Annotated in this window: 16 protein-coding genes; 8 read left to right on the forward strand and 8 right to left on the reverse strand. The window is 39.8% G+C overall.

Annotation, left to right across the window (positions count from 1 at the left end; all coding sequences use genetic code 11):
- Nucleotides 1-20: 20 nt before the first annotated feature.
- A complete protein-coding gene (locus PQO01_RS01800; RefSeq protein WP_274312332.1) occupies nucleotides 21-521 on the reverse strand; it encodes an RDD family protein in 501 nt (166 codons plus the stop codon).
- A 194-nt stretch (nucleotides 522-715) separates the two neighbouring features.
- Here PQO01_RS01800 and PQO01_RS01805 point away from each other — a divergent pair, with 194 nt between their 5' ends.
- Together PQO01_RS01805 and PQO01_RS01810 are read left to right on the forward strand one after the other, a co-directional pair.
- Nucleotides 716-2,080 (forward strand): AIM24 family protein, encoded by a 1,365-nt coding sequence (locus PQO01_RS01805; RefSeq protein WP_274312333.1) that lies wholly within the window; start codon nucleotides 716-718, stop codon nucleotides 2,078-2,080.
- A 2-nt stretch (nucleotides 2,081-2,082) separates the two neighbouring features.
- Nucleotides 2,083-4,248 carry a serine/threonine-protein kinase gene (locus PQO01_RS01810; protein WP_274312334.1) on the forward strand — a complete coding sequence of 722 codons (2,166 nt, stop codon included), beginning with the start codon at nucleotides 2,083-2,085 and terminating at the stop codon, nucleotides 4,246-4,248.
- Here the strand turns inward: PQO01_RS01810 and PQO01_RS01815 are convergent.
- Nucleotides 4,229-4,789, reverse strand: coding sequence for an RNA polymerase sigma factor (locus PQO01_RS01815; protein WP_274312335.1), 561 nt, complete (start codon nucleotides 4,787-4,789; stop codon nucleotides 4,229-4,231). The two genes, PQO01_RS01810 and PQO01_RS01815, sit on opposite strands and share 20 nt — an antisense overlap.
- Before the next feature lie 73 nt (nucleotides 4,790-4,862).
- A complete protein-coding gene (locus PQO01_RS01820; RefSeq protein WP_274312336.1) occupies nucleotides 4,863-6,014 on the reverse strand; it encodes an acyl-CoA desaturase in 1,152 nt (383 codons plus the stop codon).
- Between the two features lie 430 nt (nucleotides 6,015-6,444).
- Here PQO01_RS01820 and PQO01_RS01825 point away from each other — a divergent pair, with 430 nt between their 5' ends.
- The gene (locus tag PQO01_RS01825; protein ID WP_274312337.1) at nucleotides 6,445-6,843 is read left to right on the forward strand and encodes a BLUF domain-containing protein; all 399 of its coding nucleotides are present in this window, start codon (nucleotides 6,445-6,447) and stop codon (nucleotides 6,841-6,843) included.
- Between the two features lie 15 nt (nucleotides 6,844-6,858).
- On the opposite strand, the gene PQO01_RS01830 is transcribed toward PQO01_RS01825, so the two are convergent.
- The 4 genes from PQO01_RS01830 to PQO01_RS01845 all read right to left on the reverse strand — a co-directional run bounded on the left by PQO01_RS01830 (nucleotide 6,859) and on the right by PQO01_RS01845 (nucleotide 11,278).
- Nucleotides 6,859-7,530, reverse strand: coding sequence for a hypothetical protein (locus tag PQO01_RS01830; RefSeq protein WP_274312338.1), 672 nt, complete (start codon nucleotides 7,528-7,530; stop codon nucleotides 6,859-6,861).
- The gene (locus PQO01_RS01835; RefSeq protein ID WP_274312339.1) at nucleotides 7,527-9,413 is read right to left on the reverse strand and encodes a hypothetical protein; all 1,887 of its coding nucleotides are present in this window, start codon (nucleotides 9,411-9,413) and stop codon (nucleotides 7,527-7,529) included. Before PQO01_RS01835 ends, PQO01_RS01830 begins: the two co-directional genes overlap by 4 nt.
- Entirely contained in the window at nucleotides 9,410-10,474 is a 1,065-nt protein-coding gene (locus PQO01_RS01840; RefSeq protein ID WP_274312340.1) for a PQQ-dependent sugar dehydrogenase, read from the reverse strand. The genes PQO01_RS01835 and PQO01_RS01840 overlap by 4 nt, the downstream gene beginning before the upstream one ends.
- 81 nt (nucleotides 10,475-10,555) lie before the next feature.
- Entirely contained in the window at nucleotides 10,556-11,278 is a 723-nt protein-coding gene (locus PQO01_RS01845; RefSeq protein ID WP_274312341.1) for an RNA polymerase sigma factor, read from the reverse strand.
- Between the two features lie 76 nt (nucleotides 11,279-11,354).
- On the opposite strand from PQO01_RS01845, the gene PQO01_RS01850 reads away from it, so the two are divergent.
- From PQO01_RS01850 to PQO01_RS01860, 3 genes are all read left to right on the forward strand, one after another.
- The gene (locus PQO01_RS01850; protein ID WP_274312342.1) at nucleotides 11,355-12,260 is read left to right on the forward strand and encodes a serine/threonine protein kinase; all 906 of its coding nucleotides are present in this window, start codon (nucleotides 11,355-11,357) and stop codon (nucleotides 12,258-12,260) included.
- 86 nt (nucleotides 12,261-12,346) lie between these two features.
- Complete coding sequence (locus PQO01_RS01855) at nucleotides 12,347-13,666, forward strand: IS1380 family transposase (protein WP_274311999.1); 1,320 nt, start codon at nucleotides 12,347-12,349, stop codon at nucleotides 13,664-13,666.
- 393 nt (nucleotides 13,667-14,059) lie between these two features.
- Nucleotides 14,060-15,190 (forward strand): tetratricopeptide repeat protein, encoded by a 1,131-nt coding sequence (locus tag PQO01_RS01860; RefSeq protein WP_274312343.1) that lies wholly within the window; start codon nucleotides 14,060-14,062, stop codon nucleotides 15,188-15,190.
- Between the two features lie 5 nt (nucleotides 15,191-15,195).
- On the opposite strand, the gene PQO01_RS01865 is transcribed toward PQO01_RS01860, so the two are convergent.
- Nucleotides 15,196-15,552: a VOC family protein gene (locus tag PQO01_RS01865; protein ID WP_274312344.1), complete on the reverse strand. Its 357-nt coding sequence runs from the start codon at nucleotides 15,550-15,552 to the stop codon at nucleotides 15,196-15,198.
- Between the two features lie 94 nt (nucleotides 15,553-15,646).
- Between PQO01_RS01865 and PQO01_RS01870 the strand changes: the two genes are divergently transcribed.
- Nucleotides 15,647-16,513: a cell division protein FtsQ/DivIB gene (locus PQO01_RS01870; protein WP_274312345.1), complete on the forward strand. Its 867-nt coding sequence runs from the start codon at nucleotides 15,647-15,649 to the stop codon at nucleotides 16,511-16,513.
- The gene (locus PQO01_RS01875) at nucleotides 16,510-16,908 is read left to right on the forward strand and encodes a Fur family transcriptional regulator (protein WP_274312346.1); all 399 of its coding nucleotides are present in this window, start codon (nucleotides 16,510-16,512) and stop codon (nucleotides 16,906-16,908) included. Before PQO01_RS01870 ends, PQO01_RS01875 begins: the two co-directional genes overlap by 4 nt.
- The last annotated feature ends 9 nt before the right edge of the window (nucleotides 16,909-16,917 follow it).

Below are 16,917 nucleotides of genomic sequence, written 5' to 3' on the forward strand. Positions count from 1 at the left end.
AAATCAACTTAGAAAATTTTCTAAAGTGCGACGACTTTGGTCCCACCAATATAATCATGCCCACAACGCTTTGCTGAGCCAAAAATGATCACGGCATTGATAAGCGACAAAATCTGTCCCGCTACTGGTATAACGCTGATGAAATTGTAAAAAGCATAACGCTTGAGTATGTGCCCTCCAAAACTTGCGGGCTCACCATCGTTTGTGACAATTTTAGTTTTCACTGCTTTCTTACCAATTGTCTGACCATCATCTTTAAGGAATTTAAAATTAATGCCTATAAAGACTACAAAGCTAATGATAGTCATCACTGCTGTGTAGGCAAAACTAGGCTGATGACCCTCACTTAGACCATCAAAACCACCCGTAAAATACATCAATGGCAAAGTCACACACAACATAACTAAACCATCGACAAATGAACCGACAAAACGCTGCCCACGTGAGGCTAAGTTATAATTGATATTGACTTCATCTAAAACCTCAGCTTGAGGTGCCGCATAAATATTATTCTCTTCCATAATCCCTTCCTTTTTTATTTTAAGAATACTAATGTGAACTAATTTGAAATAAATGCACGCTTCCCGATCGAGTGAGGGAATAATTTCTCACTATTTTTCAAGAAATTTTAACTTGAACGCGCCCTTATTTTCTAAGTGCCTATAGCTTATATTAAATCTCTTTATCACAAGTATACGAGCCCTCCAATACCCACATGAAACTCGCTTTCGACATAGCCAAATTCATCACAAGTAAAGTCTTTAAATTACTTTTAATTGTGGTGCTGATCCTTGCTGCCATACAATTAAAAAAGCGTGTGCAGCAATGGTATGAAGAACGCGCCAAAGTAGAAAGTGATATTGTTCTTTTAAATGACAGCCTTTCACAATTTAAACAGAAACAGTTGGATGTTCTAGAATTGATGAAAGCGAACAAATTAAAAATCCAAGAGCAAATTGACCTACAGGAATCACTGAAAAAATCTATTCTGCAACACAAAGAAAATGAACCCTTATTTTTTCTCATTGAAGATCGACTCAAATGGGAAGCAGAACTCAAAATTCTTGAAACGAGCCTAAGTAGCTCAGAAAAGCTCCAGCAGAATTTCTTTTCAATTGCTCGACAAGGACGCAAAACTCAAGCTCAACTAAAACTTGAACGCGACCAAAAAATGCGTCTCCTAGATCAAAAAAAGGAAGAATTAATACAGTATAATTGGTACGAAAAACACGTCAAAAAGATTAGTAGCACCATTATTTTAATTGCCCTCTTAGTATTATTAGCCCCCTTAATCAATCGCTTATTCTGGTATTCCCTCCCAGGTGCATGGGTAGAAAAACGTCCTCCTTACTTGCTTGATCCCGATGGTATTTCTAGCGAAATTTCATTTTCTTGCGACTCTAGCAAACAATTAAAAATCCAATTAAACGAAGCTGAAAAAATCTGCGTCAAACAAAATTGCTACAATAGCTTCGACGAAGACCTCGAACGCAAGAATCGCTTTCTTTGGGATCCGAAAGCTTGGTTAATTTCTTATTCTGCAGAAATGATCAACATGACTGATTTTCATAACCCTAATCCTCAAGAAGCTCAAATCACTTTAGTAGCACCTAAAGCCGAAGATGACCTTTGTAAAATATCCTTAAACGAATGCCATGGACTCATTCTCAAACCTGGACAAATCATCGCCGTCAAGGGTGATGTTCACTTGAGTACCCAATGGAATTTCTTTAGCATTCACAACTGGCTACGTTTAGTCTTTCGACATATTATTTTTTCTGGCACTGGGGATATCTATCTCTACCTACATGGTGGTGGTGATCAGATCAAAGGAGAAAGCCTACGCATAAAAGAAGATCACCTCGTTGGCTATCAGACTTCCTGCCCAGTAGGCTTAGTGCGCAATGAAAATCTTTGGCATTACCTCTTAGGTAAATGTAATCTCTTTGACTATCGCTTTAAGTCCGATAAGTTTATCCTTATGCAAAACCAATCTTCACCTACTGATAATAATAAAACTCCTGGCGAGCGCTTCTTCGATGCTATATTGGGCACAGTTGGTAAATTTCTCGGATTTTAATTATGCCTAAAGATGATCTCGACTTACAGCGCGCCTTTGACAAAACGTCAGAATTAATCGCTGATTTTTATCACGAAGAAAAAAAGACTCCCCCTTCGCGCATCCAAGAACTTAATATTCCCCTATCACCTATCAACAGCTCTAAATTTGATAAGCAACATCAAATTGATACCGGCGGAATGAAAGACATTTTTGAAGTCGTTGACCGAGATACCACACGTCATTTAGCCATGGCCGTGCCCAAAAGTAATAATAAAGAAGACTGGAATGATTTCATTTTTGAAGCACGTGTTACGGCTTTATTAGAACACCCCAACATTGTGCCCGTCCACGATATTGGCCTCTACGAAAATCGCCCTTGCTTTACCATGAAATTGATTAATGGCGATACCCTCACTCAAATCATCAAACGCTTTAGTCAACAGGGTAAACAAGCGCCATCCACTCTTCACGATCTCATCAATATTTTCTTGAAAGTTTGTGATGCCCTGGCTTATGCTCACTCAAAAGATGTTTTGCACTTGGATTTAAAGCCAGATAACATTCGTATTTCCGATTATGGTGAAGTCCAGGTCTTGGATTGGGGTTTGGCTCAATTCTATAAGACCAGCGACTTTCATACTCGCTCACATACACAAGAACTCAGTATTATCCATCAAACTGACACAAAGAATTTAGACGGCATCATCCTTGGTAGTCCGGCCTATATGTCGCCAGAACAAGCCTGTGCGGATTACGCGAGCCCACGCAGTGATATCTACTCACTTGGAGCCATCTTATACTCCATTATCACTCTTCAGCCACCTTTTGTCGATGATGATTACCGCAGAGTACTGAAGAAAACGATTAAGGGAGATTTCCCGAAACCAAGTGAACTCAAACTCAATTGGTCCGTCGACCCTGGCTTAGAAGCTATTTGCCTTAAAGCTATGGCACTCAAGAGTAGGGACCGCTATAAACTTGTCAGCGATTTGGCAGAGGACCTACGTAAATGGAATAGCGGTTATGCGCCTCTCGCACTTAATGCACCCCCGTTGCATTTAACGAAACTCTTTCTCAAACGCAATAAGCTCTTATTAGCTTTATCGTTGGGCTTCCTTTTGGTCATATTCATATCTACGATAGTCTCGTACAATAACTTAAGTAAAAGTGAGGCTTTGGCCAAAATCAATGCTAAAAAAGCATCTGATGCTTTAGATGACCTAGAAGTCACACAACGCAATAATAGAGAAAATTTTCGTAAGCTCATGAATAGTCGTGTGAAGATCCAAGAGACGATTGATAAACTCCATGAAGTCTCGGAAGAAAAAATTACCATTGCCCAAATAGCTGCAGATCAATTCATACAAGATGCTTACAATGCCTTCAACCAAGGAGCTTTTGCTAAAGCGAAGCTCTATGCCAATCAAGCCCAATCGCTTGCCCCTGACTACAAAGCCGTCATTAATTTATTCGGTAAAATTAATCTGCTAGAATTCAACCTAGCCGAAGCCAATAAATACTTCCTACAAATCGATAAGATCAAGTACGCCTACTTTGACGAGAACAAAATCAAAAAGGGCAATGTCGAGGAAATCCTCAGGCTCATTAAGACCATTCAAGAAGACAAAAGCTTTAATAAGCACAAACACGCTATATTCCTTGGACTTAAAAAGGTGCGTTTATCGAAAAAGAGCATTATCCGTATCTTCCAAGAAACCCTTTTAAAAGAAGGTGATGAACTTACACCAAATCGTTTTGTGACTTCCCAGGATAATTTCCCTATCTTCACCTTATCAATTCTTCCCATCAAAGAATTTATTGCTAGGAAACACCTTAAAACACTCAATAAGCAAATTTCATTCTTGAAAAGTATATCTTACTTGGAGCTTCATAATCAAGTAAATATTCCCCTGCGCCAACTCACTTTGATGACAAATATAAACACCATGAAGCTAAACAACTGCCAAATCAATGCCTTCATCTGGTCTAGTCACAAAGATAGAGAATCACTTGAGAACCTTATCCTTATTGATTCGCCTTTAGCTGATTACGCACCCTTGTTGAAAATCTCATCATTACAAAAATTGAGCCTAAATAAATCTTCTAATTTAAAGAAAAATTCAGAAACGGCAAAACTCTTGCGCGAAAAGGGTATAAAGATTGAGTTTATCCAAACTCAGAATTGAGGTAGGCAATCTCTTCTTGTAAGCGGTCTTGGACACGCTTTTTATAAACATATATGGAGCTTTCACTGACACCGAGTTCTTCTGAGATTTTTTCGACTCCTTGGCCTTCAATACTCATCAAGAATGCGCGACACACTCCTTCACTAAAGTGTTTTTTAACTTTTTCCCAAGCCAAATTTGAGATATAAGTTTTCCATTCTTTTTCAGCAATCTCTTCAATTTCAGGTATGCTGATGGACTTATCTAGTTCGGCACTTGAGTCTGGTATTTTGCTTAGGGATAGGTTTTTACCACGCAAAAAATCTCGTACTTGATTCGCCGTTACTGTGTACAACCAATTGCGAAATTTACCGCGATAATTATCGTAGCTAAAATCAGGCAATTTTTTCCAGAGTTTGATAAGGACAAGCTGCACAATTTCTAGCGCATCATGGTGATTCAATTCCATGCGACGAACAACATTATAGATGTATTGCCTATATGTGGCAACAAATTCTTCCCAAGATTTTTCGTCATACTGATCCTTCAAACGGATCAGCATTGTCTTTCTAGTACTCCAATTATCCATAGACAAAAAAAAGGGAAGCGCTTGGCTTCCCTTAAAGATCTCTTTCTTAACCGAGTGCCGGTGCTGAATGCGGATTCGTAAAGATCGAATTAACCGCTGCACAGAACTCATCTCGCTTGGAGAGTAAGGCAGTCTGTAAATCTTTCACTTGCATTTTTGCATCTTGGCAAGTTTTACTTTTGCGACGAGCTGCAGACCAAGCTTCTAAAGCTTGCTTCCACTCGTCATAAGTCTTCTCGAGTTTTGCTTTAAGCTCAGGCATATCTTTAGTCTTTAGCTGCTCCATGGCGCCTTCCAAAGATTGGATACCCCAAAACTCTTGCTTCTTGTGGTTGATTTGCCATTTCTGCATACGCTTCAACTTCCAAGTCATACCTAATTTAGAAGCTGTCCAAATGATCCACTTTGATGGGTCAAACTGCCAAGCACGCACACCATTGCGGTAATCCGCCTGGAAAGTGTGGTGGAAGTTATGGTAACCTTCTCCGTAAGTCACAAGTGCTAAAAGGAAGTTGTCACGTGAAGTATCTTTCTTAGCGTAAGGTTGTGCACCCCAGATGTGAGCTAATGAGTTGATGAAGAAAGTAAAATGATGGTTAAGTACGAAGCGCAATAGACCTGCAACGAGGAACATAGCAATCATACTGTGTAAAAGACCATTCGGATGAGGATTAAGTACGTGACCGATATAACCAATCACAGCTGGCAATACAAAGTTGCCAAAGATAAGAATTGGCATGTAGTACTTTTCCTGAAAGACACAAATCTTGTTGGCTAAAAGATCTTTAACGTTTCCGTAGTCCTTGTCCGTACGTGTATCTTGGAAAATCCAAAGGATGTGTGAGAACCAAAAACCTTTTTTCGCTGAGTAAGGATCTTTTTCATTATTATCTACATATTTGTGGTGATCGCGGTGGTCACGACTCCAAGAGATAATAGAGTTTTGCGCTGCGACAGCACCCCAGAAAGCAAACCAAGACTGAAATACAGCATTAGCTTCATAAGTTTTGTGTGACCATAAACGGTGGTAGCCCACAGTTATACCCGTTCCTGTAAAGACCATGAAAAAGCCAAAAATAGTCCATTCAAAACCAGTAAAACCGTACTTCATTCCATACCAAGGAACAAGAGTACATGCAAGGATAAAGGTAACACTTAGACTTATCGTATTAAGCCAGTTGTATTTTTTTTCTGTCATATATTTCTCCAAATTTTTTAAATTGTTTTACACCCTTCTCATTTTATCCACATATAATCATTCTTGAAAAGGAGGCACAGCAAGTTAACACAAAGTTCATTTTTTTCAATCTCTTACTGCAAAGAGATTCAAGTAGTAATAAGTGCGGGAAATTGTTTTTTTGACTCGTTCGCTAGAATACACTCCAAAGCTCACCCAATCTATTTGGCCATCAGAGTCTTTTCTAAACCTAAGAAAAACATAAGTCACTCAATTCATCATATAGGCATATAACCGTCTAAGATGATATTTTCAAAGAAATCTGTTGATTCAATATGCCTATTAGCAAATAGCTTACAGATAAAATCGGCAACTTTTCATCACATCTTCCCACAACTAGACTTTGAATCAAAACAAAGCCGATTATCTTTATAAAAAATTTGAGATTTCTATGCTTTACACAGTTATTTACATCAGCAAGGCTACGAGAGAGATTAGCCCACATGACCTAGAACAAATATTAACATGCTCTAGGAGCAACAATAGTGGCACAGGCGTCAGCGGGATGCTCATCTATAAAAACAATGAATTCATGCAAGCCTTAGAAGGCGAAAAAGAAACTGTTCTTGAATTAATGGCACGTATAGACCAAGATGAGCGCCACCAAGACGTCACCATTTTATCACAAAAGGCTATCCCTCACCGCTACTTTAAAAACTGGTCAATGGGCTTTGAAGACATATCGGACAATCAACAGGAAGGACAAGTTGAATTAAATTCTTTTGTTGGATCTTCAAATAAACAAAATGATACTGCTCACAACTTCCTCAAAAAGTTTTATACGCTTTAAAATTTTGCAGCTGAATTAATCACTTCCAATTAATTCTGATAGGAAGCTACTTTTATCCCACACATACTTTCTCAACAAAGGCTTAGAGGACTTATTGTTCTCATTGTCTGATTCAAACGCCATACCCCAAAGGTGCTCTTTACCCTCAGGAAGTTCACTCTCTTGCTCCTCATCAAGAGTCCAAGTTCCCTGCACATATCCCATCTGAATTTTCTGAAAAGCAATTTTTAATGCTTTTAAATCCTCGCCATAAACTATCAAGGATTGATTTGGCAAACCTTTTCTTATCCCCAAATAACGCGCCTTTAAGAAAAGTGGATTAGGACTTAAGCCTAAATAGCTTATTGCTCCTGTGTATAAACCTTGCTCCGTATAAGATTTTGACGGGCTATTTAATTTAACCCCCTGTTTACTCACATCCATTAAGAGGTTTTTCTTGCCGACAATCAGCAAAAAGTTGTTCGTATAATAAGTGAAGAATTTTTTAGCATAAACATCGCTAATTAACATATCTTCCGCTAAAGAATTGTTACCTTGAGAGAAAAACGCTGCCATTTGCTCACATAACTTCAATTCGCTTTTACTCGCATCCGCAGAGTGAATAATTTTGATGGTTTTTGCTTCAGGCCATTGCCCCATAACTAAAAAGCTAAGACTAAAACATAAAATGAATAAGTTTACCTTCATCGCTCGAGCTCCGTAAATTCATCTTTGAGACCCTGATACAATTCCAGCATGTAGGAAAAGCGTAAGTCATTAAATTCTCGCTGCTTGTCTGGCGAAGCTTCGTAAGCCATCGCATCCACCCACTCTAGGTAAGCTCTTTTTTCAAAACGGTCTTGAGTATACCCCTCTCCAAACTTATTAAAAAATTGCCATTCAACGTCTTTACCATTCACATGAGCTGAAATAAGCTGATCTCTAAAATGGGGATAGAGATAAATTCCAATGGGCTTCCCATCTGGCATTAATGTCATCAATGTAAGCTCTTGATTAGTCCCGCGTAAAAGATTAAATTTATTGTAAGCCTCCGTTTCTTCACAACCCAGAAAATAAGATAAAATCTCTGACAAACCGTCAATTTTATTCAAATCTAAGCGTTGGGTCAATTTCTTATTTTCCTTGAACACAAGCGTCACTGCATCCATATCAGGCGCACCGATGCTCGCTGAATTGATCGCTTCTATTGAGACAAGTACTTGAGCAAAGTCTCCCTTTTTAATGAATTTATCAAACACCTTTTTATTGTTCACATAAAGCTCACATTTTTTTAAGCCTTGTGATGCCAAATCTATCTGCAAGCTTTTACCTTTGAGTGCAAATTGATATGCATGTTGCGGTGCTCGCAAATTAAAGTCCGAAAGTACACCTTTCTTTAGGTAGGGCTTTAAGATCTTCCCATTCACTTGCATCTCGATTATATTTTTACCTAACTTAACATTCTCAAGCCTCAGACCATGCGGCCCAAACAATTTGGAACGACCATTAACTTTGATAAAGGGTGGGACTAAGCTTTCCCCCGTCCTCCAATAAGAATTTGGCACCGTCGGCTGAGATCGAAAAAGCATATTCACACCCATGTCTAAATCCTCTTGAGTACAAATGATCTCACTTTTCAGAATGACAGTATCTAATTCAGCTCCATTAAAAATGAGCTTTTGTCCGCCATCAGACTGAGTCCCCGAATAAAAAGAAGACTCATACAACCACTCACGATCATCTAAAGTTTTCCATTGAAGTGTCTCTTTATTTTGTTTTGTGAGTTCTTCAAAAAAAATGAGCCCTGGATCAGACCCCATCTTCCAAGTTTTACTTACATACAACAATTCATTCTCACCATTTTTTAAAAGGCCCTTAGGAAGCACTTGAGGATAGGAAACTTTTTCCCCATTCAGCCATATTTCGTCAATATCACTGGGGAAGTGAAGTCTGTATTGTTTTTTATCATCATCACAATGATAAAAGCGCTTATAGCGAAACACTTCGGCATCTTTGAGTTTTAACTGAGTTTTTGAGTCTACTGAAAACCAAGCGTTTTCAGCTTTAGTATCTTTAGTGTATTCCTGAACCCATTCATACTCAGAGTAAACATTGGCCCACACTAACGCCCGGTGCGCCTTTCTTGAGGAAAAACGCAAGATTAAATTTTCATAAAAGGATGGCAAAGTCGACAGATCAAAAACCAAGTTCCCCTTACCCGCAGCAAGGTGGCGACCTTCATTTAATATCTCAATAACAGCATGATCATCACTGAAAATTTCTAAAAAACCTTTTTCGGGCAAAGTTTCTACAGGCCAACGGTAAAAGACCTCACCTCTTGCTAGGTATTCGCCCCTCTCTGACCAAATTTTATACCCTCCCGCGCCTGACTGCATTTCTTTAGCAAAATCCTCTCCTCCAATCCATGACTCGAAATTCTTACCATATGGAGCTGCCACTCTATCAAAAAACACAGCTTCGGCTTCAATCGGGTCCATAATGGCCCGCTCAACCTTACCATTGTCAGGTAAAAGTGTGACTTGGGCAATTAAAGAAAATGAGAAACATAAAAAAATAAAGGCTTCTTTCACTGCACCCAATCCACAATTTTATAAATGGTTCCTTGACTGAAACTCATCAAGTAAAGTTCGCCTGCAGAATCTTCTGCAAAACTGGAAACTTGTAAGCCTTCCTGTTTAATACGATGGCTTGAAACAATCTTCTCCCCTTCCTTTTTCAAAAGCCAGTAGGCCCCTGACGCAAAGTCACTCATCACATACCAACCTCGTAAGTGTTCAATGGCTTGCCCGCGATAGACAAAACCACCCGTGATAGATAAACCTTCTTTTCTTGGATAAGTAAAAAGTGGATCCTGAAAAGGACCTTCTTGATTAGCCGTCTTGCGTTTACTGATCGAGTTTTTTTTCTTTTTCTTGCGCTGAACAAAGACATAGGGTTCAAAACCTTCTCTTGCATTCCAGCCATAATTTAAACCCGGCTCAATCAAGTTGACCTCTTCAAATTTATTTTGACCAACGTCACCACACCAGATCTCGCCATTCTCTTTATCAAAGGAAAAACGCCAGGGATTTCTTAAACCCCATGCAAAAATCTCTGCTTCTACATCTTCTTGACCAACAAAAGGGTTATCTTTGGGAATAGAGTAAGAGTCTTCATTTAGAACTTTGATACGCAAGATACTCCCGTGCACATTACTTAAATTTTGTCCATAGGCTTTAGGGTCTCCGGCAGAACCACCATCTCCAACGCCCACATATAGAAACTGATCAGGCCCAAAAGCTAATTGACCTCCATTATGATTACCGTATGGCTCTGGCATCACTAAAATTTTCACTTCTGATGACAAATCAATCTTATGGTCTTTTAAGGTGAAACGAGCGACGACTGATTGCCGAGGATTTTTATCGGAATAATAAATATAAACTTGCTTATCACTCTCAAATTCAGGTGACTTCACCATACACAGGAGCCCTTCTTCGTTTGCTGTCCCTAAACGCTCTGAAATATCAACCACAAGAGATTTCTTTTTACCCCCCTCACAAAACCAAATCTTGCCTCTTTGCTCAAGTACATACCAAGAAGATTTTCCTGCCTCAATTAAACCAATGGGCCGCTCAAAAGTTTTTTTCATGAATAGAGCCTCTAATTTCAGCTCATTCCCAAAAAGGGAGCATGTTAACGCCATCAATAATATTAGTCTCATAAACAGTCCTTATTTTTGTAAAAGAGAAATTAAAAAATGGAGTTCTTCCTGAACTTCAGAGGGGTCATTCAAAGTATCCGCCACTAATTTACGGAGAACTTTTGAAAAATCACGTCGTAAGCGATGCACTGCAACCGTAAAAGCATTTTCACTCACACCAAGTAAATCGGCCCCCTCCCGTAAGCTAGCTTCACTATCACCATTTAGATATGGTTTCATCACTTGCCAGCGTTCCTCATCACCACGTTCTAGAAAACGCTGCTCTAATTCGAGCATGGTTTGATCTAAAAGAGTTAGAGCCCACGCTCGTTGATAGGCTTCATCCGCTCCTAATTCACTCATATCCTGAAGGGAGTACTCAGCAGCCTCATAGTCCACTTTAACTTTATCACCACCTCGTTTCTGAGCTTGACCGCGCTGCCATTCATTCTGCATAAAACGCTTAAATAAAGTCAGGATAAAATTCCGAAAGCGCCCCTTCTCGGCATCAGCTCGCTGTAAGACATCTCTCTCAAGTAAATAAGCGAAAAAACCCTGACTCAAGTCTTGTGCGTCCTCCGCACTTCTTCCCGAACGCCTCGCAAAAGCATAAAGCGGATGCCAGTAACGACGACAAAATTCCGCGAGCTCACCACTTTGACCTGAGCTTGCTTTGAGAATCAAACTCCAGCTCGTAGGGTTAAAGCCACGCCCTGCTGCATTAATATTTTCTTGATACTTTGTGTCAGACATGCTGTAAGGTTTTCTATTATTTTTGCAATTATGGATATCTAGAACTAAACTTATCCCAACTTATTAAGGATGCACAATGAATAGAAACCCTCTTTCAAATTCCGACAAGTCCGCCGACTTGTTGAAAATGGCATTACTAGATGAAGATGAACAAGACCGTTACTTAATTTGTGATTCTCTTGCATCTGGCGGAATGGGAATGATCTACAGAGCTTATGATAGCCATACGGAACGCTATGTTGCCTACAAAGTCATTCACCCCGAATTACAGAAAAACAAAGCTATTTTTGAAAGGTTCACTTACGAATCCGAAGTTGCTGCACGACTTGAGCACCCAAATATCATGCCCGTATACGACGCCGGACACGATAGCGATGGCCGCCCTTTCTACACGATGAAACTCCTCAAAGGCCAAACCCTTGCCAAATTTATCCAGAAACTCAAAGATAATCAGAGTTCTTCAAGTTTTGAAAATATGATCGAGATTCTGATCAAAGTATGTGATGCAATATCTTGTGCACATGAACAAGATATTATCCATCGTGATTTAAAACCTGACAATATTATGATCGGGGATTTTGGTGAAGTTCTCGTTCTCGATTGGGGTCTTGCAAAAATCCCTAATAAAAAAGACACTGCCATTGATAGCCTCTCACCCTCAACACCTAGCGAATTCAGCCAAATGGGCGCCGTCATTGGCACTCCTGCCTACATGGCACCCGAACAGGCTCAAGGCAAAGAAGTTGACCCGCGTGCTGACATCTACTCTTTAGGAGCTCTCCTTCAGACGATGCTAACTTTTGACCCTCCCATCAATGGCGACAACACTGAAGAAATCCTTTCCCGAGTCTCTTCCGGACAAATTCAATCACCAAATACAAATGACCTGCTACCCGAAAGTTTAGGTGAAAAAAACCAACGCATCCCTCGATCAGCTTTGGCGGTAATCAAAAAAGCCACCCAACCTGAATCCGTGAGCTGATCTTAAAAAACAGCTTAAAAACAAGAAAACCTGTTGGTTTATAGTAATTTAAGTTACGACACCAAAATCACCCAACAGGTTTTCTCATGAATAAAGCATTTAAACTCGACACAGGCAATGATTCCCTTCACAGTATTGGCGGAATATTTTTAGGTGGCCAAGTCCTTCAACAAAGTGAAATTGACGATGAGTTCAATACAGATCACAAGGCCAATCATATCTTTCAAGATCTAGATATTTTCAAATCACAGGTGGGGTTACTGATTCAGGGGCGTGAACGCTTCACAGATATTAGTCAGTTTCGTGAAAACGAAGTCTTTATGAAATCACTTGGATTAAACAAAGTTCCATCCGAGGAACGTTTGCGTCAACGACTAGAAATCATGTCTTCTGAGCATGAAGTGCATTTAAAATCAGCGAATACAAACCTGCTCAAAAAACAGTGTATAGGTAATATATCAAAAGGGGGGATGAATTTTATTCCACTCGATATGGATGTATCACCCATGGATAACTCCGGTAGCCATAAAGAAAATGTGAGTTGGACATATAAAAATCATGACGGATTTTCTCCCATGTTTGCCTACCTTGGAACTGAGGGCTTTATGCTAAATAATGAGCTGCGTCCAGGTTCACAGCATGCACAAAAAGGGATGCCAGAGTTCTTAGATGACAGCTTTACTATGATCAAAAAATTAAAGCTTAAGCACCCCGTACTACTTCGTTTAGATTCCGCTCACGATGCTGAGGTTAATTTCGGACACCTTCCTGATGATCAATATTTTCTGATTAAACGGAACCTTAGAAAGGAATCTAAAGAACAGTGGCTATCCAACGCACGGCGTTTAGGGCGACAGCTTAAATCTCGAGATGGTAAGAGTGTCTTTGTCGGTGAACTCCATCACAAACATCCTGGAAACAATGAAGAACATAAAGTGGTTCCTGTTATTTTTAAAGTTACGGAACGACTCGAAGATCAAGATGGCAATCGACTTTTGATGCCAGAAATCGAAGTGGAGACCTATTGGACGAATTTACCTTTAGAAGCCGAGGATGTGATCGAACTTTATCACGATCATGGAACCAGTGAGCAGTTCCATAGCGAATTGAAGAGCGATATGAATGTAGAGCGTTTACCCTCAGGGAAATTTAAAGCGAATCAATTCTTTTTGCACTGCGCTATGCTCGCTTTTAATGTGCTCAGAGTCATTGGTAATCACCTTATCCATAATAAATCTTTGGCTCCAATTAAAATCAAAGCCCAACGACGCCGCCTACGGTGCGTGATACGTGACTTGATTTTAACCGCTTGTAAACACGTAAAGCACGCAGGAGATGAAACTCTCAAGTTTGGTCGACATAGCCCTTGGTTTAAGCTGTATCAAAAAATATCATTTAGCCTTTAATCCACTAATAAGAAGTTTATTGCAAAGCTCTTTTATTGAGTTTTGTGCTTTACTCTGTCCAAGTTGGGTGAATTGCCTTAGAAATTGCTATATTTACTATCCTTAGACACCTGATCACGAGCGATAGGCTTAAGAAATAAGGACATCTCACAATCTGGGATAAAAACGATCTAAGAATTACTCGACCAAACCATTATCTCATGAATCTCAAAACCTGATCACGGATTCAGGACCCAACTCAAACCTGAAGATCGCTATGCTTCAACCGCGGAATTTGCCCAAGAATTGAAACAAATCTTAGGTGGATTTGCTGCAAACGCGGAAAATGCAGGGGCTTTCCGTTTATCGCTTCTGTTAATCCAGCGCCACAAAATCGTCTCCTCGGTAAGCCTCATGTTTAGCTTATTATTTATTATTTTCGGCGTAAAATCCATTAATGCAATTCATCAGGAACGCAACTTTGCTCTCGAACAACACGAAATTGCCAAACACAATTATTTTGAGGCTCAACATGCTCTTAATCAACTGCGGGAAAGCGCTGGAATTTACTTATCACGTGCGCGTTATAATATTGGCAAAGGTGAATTTGATGCCGCCCTCATGGATGTAGAAACTTACCTCAAACTCAATCAACACAACGCAGAAGCCTATCTCTTATTAGGACGTATTAATCAAGCCCAGAAAAATTTTGGTGAAGCCGCCAAAGCTTTCAAAAAGGCCCAAGTTCATGGAGACAAAAGTGCTCTTGCTTCTAATAGCCTAAAAATTGCGACTGACGCACAAACGTGTGTAGAAAATCATGGTCACCTTGCGAAAGACGAAATTTTTTCTATTTATTGTCAATTAATATCCAACTCTCAAATACCAGAAGCATCGCAGTTTCTGGATGACCTTTTGAGTAATGAAGAATTCTCCAACCGAGTTTTTAGTGAACTCTTTGTTCATACAAAACTATTAGGTAAATTAAAATTCTGTCCCAAAGGCATGCTACATATGAGGCTCAGCCCGGAGAATAAAGACTTCACTCCACTTCGTTATTTCCAAAAAGCTTTTTTTGGAACTCTGGCCATGCCAGGCACCATGCTTAGCTCTTTGCACCCCCTAAAAGGTTTAGCCATTGTAACTTTGGACATACGAGGTACACAAGTCTCTTCACTGAAGCCACTCTATAACTCAACCGTTTATAATTTATTGATCGACGATACACTAATTGATGACTTTTCACCTTTGAAAGGCCATACAATAAATGTTTTATCCATGCGTAATACACCCATTAAATCTCTTGCTTCCCTACAAATGGTAGACATTAAACACTTAGATATTGCGATGAGTCCACTGCGTGAGCCGAATTTAAAACACCTCTCCCACGTTCCATCTCTAGTCCTTCCAATTTCCTGGCGTGGGTATGTAAAAAACGATACTTTCCCCGAAGGAACAAAACTCATTTGGGCACAAAAAGAAATTCATCCAGAAGCTGAAAGACTACGCTTGAGAATTAAACAAAAAGTATTTACGGAATTATAAAAAGCCTACTGAGGCTTTTGCGCTAAAGTAAAGCGATTGCCTTCTGGGTCAGAAAATATCTCGGCCTTGAGTCCAACGGGAGGCGCGGCTATTTTGAGTGGTGCAAAACCTGCATCCAACAACTGCTCACGAATATCACCGTAATTCACGGAATAATAAACCCACATAGTGTTGCAACCCTTTTGCACAGAGGCATTTGGTTGCTGACGCACACCTAAAACGAGACCATTGCTCAATTGAAATTCAACCCAATGATTGGAGTCGACTACAGGTGCACCGAGTAATAATGTATCACGATAAAATTCACGCGCTCTATCTAAATCATCAACACTGATGATGATACCATAATTTCTTTCGTACACTTAAGTGCTCCTTTATTTTTTCATTTTAGGACGAAAATCTTGAGTTAAAGGCTACTTTAAAGCAACTTACTCAAATAACAATTAGGTTTTGTTAATGTCCCGTTCGAAATTGCTTGCTAAGCGAGAAGAGAAGATTCTAAAAATCCGCCAGCAACTCATTACTGGCTTCACTTGGTTACTCTGCTTAGCCATGGTGCTTGGCACTTTGCTACTTTTAGTTTCGGGCCTGCGTCTCCTTCTATTGAGCTCGAACCCTCAATTTGTTTTAGAAAAAATTGAAATCCAGGGCAATACACATATCACACCTGACGAGACCATTTACCAGCAACTCTACGACCTTGAAGTCATCGAAAAAAAGATCAACCTCTTCCAAATCTCACCTTCTGAAGTCCGCGAGAAGCTTGAAGCCAACCCTGCTATCCATGAAGTGAAAGTCGATCGCATTTTACCAAGCACACTTGCTGTCACCATAAGTGAAAAGCAAGCTCGTGCCCAACTCCTTAAAGATGGCAAAGTTTATCTTGTCAGCAATGACTCAACTCTTTTACCATATGGAGAAAATCAGCAATCTTATTTACCCCTCATTGCCGTAAAAGTCGATGGCGAACTAAAGCTCGGCCAACAAATTAGCACTGAGGAAAACCAAGTCGTTTTTGATTTCTTAAACTACTACGATAGCTATGCCATCAAACGCAATGGCGAAACTTTTTTCCCTTCTCAAATATTTAAAGTGGCACGCATTAGGCAAGACCCAAAGGGGGACCTTGTCCTCTTTCTTAAACAATCTGGCATTAGTGATAACTTCAAAATCGCTCGCAATAATGTTCTGATCAAACTAGACAGTTCTGAACTCGCTCTGAGCTTAGACCGAGCCTGTATTTATTTAATTGAAAACCGCATCGAAGGTAAAGCTATCGAAAAGTATATTGATGCACGTTCACATAGGGTATTTGTCGAATGAAAGAAAATCATATTGGTTTAAGAAAAACTAAACAAAGAGAACTCATCCTCAACGTGATAAGTTCTGCACCTGGGCCCGTTTCTGTTAACGAAATTGCTCAATTACTTGAAGACTGCGATAAAAGTACGGGTATAGCGACTATCTATCGCACCGTTAACCTTTTGTTAGATAATGAACTCATTCAATGTGTGCGTCTCCATGATGCTGTCCAGCGCTATGAGCCCACCAACATCCCTCATCACCACCATTTTCATTGTAGTCAATGTGACAAAGTCTATGACTTAGAGGGTTGCTATTTGCACCTACATGAATCAACTTTGAAAGAAGGCCACCAAGTAAATTCTCACGAAATCACTTTCCGTGGTATATGCAAAGACTGCAAAGAAAGCTCTTAAGTCTTGATC

The sequence above is a fragment of the Lentisphaera marina genome, from assembly GCF_028745505.1.
GTDB classification, from domain to species: Bacteria; Verrucomicrobiota; Lentisphaeria; order Lentisphaerales; family Lentisphaeraceae; genus Lentisphaera; species Lentisphaera marina.

Excerpts from the sequence above, each read along its gene's own strand:
- PQO01_RS01870 (WP_274312345.1), top strand. The coding sequence starts at position 15,647 with ATGTCCCGTTCGAAATTGCTTGCTAAGCGAGAAGAGAAGATTCTAAAA.
- PQO01_RS01875 (WP_274312346.1), top strand. The coding sequence starts at position 16,510 with ATGAAAGAAAATCATATTGGTTTAAGAAAAACTAAACAAAGAGAACTC.
- PQO01_RS01820 (WP_274312336.1), bottom strand. The coding sequence starts at position 6,014 with ATGACAGAAAAAAAATACAACTGGCTTAATACGATAAGTCTAAGTGTT.
- PQO01_RS01810 (WP_274312334.1), top strand. The coding sequence starts at position 2,083 with ATGCCTAAAGATGATCTCGACTTACAGCGCGCCTTTGACAAAACGTCA.
- PQO01_RS01800 (WP_274312332.1), bottom strand. The coding sequence starts at position 521 with ATGGAAGAGAATAATATTTATGCGGCACCTCAAGCTGAGGTTTTAGAT.
- PQO01_RS01805 (WP_274312333.1), top strand. The coding sequence starts at position 716 with ATGAAACTCGCTTTCGACATAGCCAAATTCATCACAAGTAAAGTCTTT.
- PQO01_RS01845 (WP_274312341.1), bottom strand. The coding sequence starts at position 11,278 with ATGTCTGACACAAAGTATCAAGAAAATATTAATGCAGCAGGGCGTGGC.
- PQO01_RS01830 (WP_274312338.1), bottom strand. The coding sequence starts at position 7,530 with ATGAAGGTAAACTTATTCATTTTATGTTTTAGTCTTAGCTTTTTAGTT.
- PQO01_RS01840 (WP_274312340.1), bottom strand. The coding sequence starts at position 10,474 with ATGAAAAAAACTTTTGAGCGGCCCATTGGTTTAATTGAGGCAGGAAAA.
- PQO01_RS01850 (WP_274312342.1), top strand. The coding sequence starts at position 11,355 with ATGAATAGAAACCCTCTTTCAAATTCCGACAAGTCCGCCGACTTGTTG.
- PQO01_RS01855 (WP_274311999.1), top strand. The coding sequence starts at position 12,347 with ATGAATAAAGCATTTAAACTCGACACAGGCAATGATTCCCTTCACAGT.
- PQO01_RS01860 (WP_274312343.1), top strand. The coding sequence starts at position 14,060 with ATGTTTAGCTTATTATTTATTATTTTCGGCGTAAAATCCATTAATGCA.
- PQO01_RS01825 (WP_274312337.1), top strand. The coding sequence starts at position 6,445 with ATGCTTTACACAGTTATTTACATCAGCAAGGCTACGAGAGAGATTAGC.
- PQO01_RS01815 (WP_274312335.1), bottom strand. The coding sequence starts at position 4,789 with ATGCTGATCCGTTTGAAGGATCAGTATGACGAAAAATCTTGGGAAGAA.